This is a genomic window from Dietzia massiliensis, assembly GCF_018390595.1.
Lineage (GTDB): Bacteria > Actinomycetota > Actinomycetes > Mycobacteriales > Mycobacteriaceae > Dietzia > Dietzia massiliensis.
Genome location: NZ_JAHBAV010000387.1, coordinates 1 through 309, shown reverse-complemented (window position 1 = coordinate 309; position 309 = coordinate 1). Strand labels below are relative to the sequence as shown.

General features: G+C 64.7%; 1 protein-coding gene. It reads right to left on the bottom strand.

Annotated elements, in window-relative coordinates; all coding sequences use genetic code 11:
- The coding region (locus tag KHA85_RS20815) for a LysR substrate-binding domain-containing protein (protein ID WP_236885866.1) at positions 1-309 on the bottom strand (309 nt) is incomplete at both ends.

Genomic DNA, 309 nt, shown 5'->3' with positions numbered 1-309 from the left:
GGCACAGATTGTGCAGATACAGCCCCAGGCTGGCCTCGTGCGGCGGCAGCACGATGAAACTGTCGTTCTGCAGCGCCGCCAACGGGATGCTTTCCTGCTGCGCCAGCGGATGATCGAGCGGCAGCACCACGGCGATGCTCTCGCTCGCCAAGCGTTGGCAGGTCAACCCCGGCAGCGTCTGCTGCTGCGCCTCTCGCCAGACCCCGATATCGATATGCCGCTTTTGCAGCGCGGCGATTTGCTGGCTGGGCGTCAGCTCGTTCAACGACCAGGTGACGCCCAGCCAGCAAATCGCCGCGCTGCAAAAGC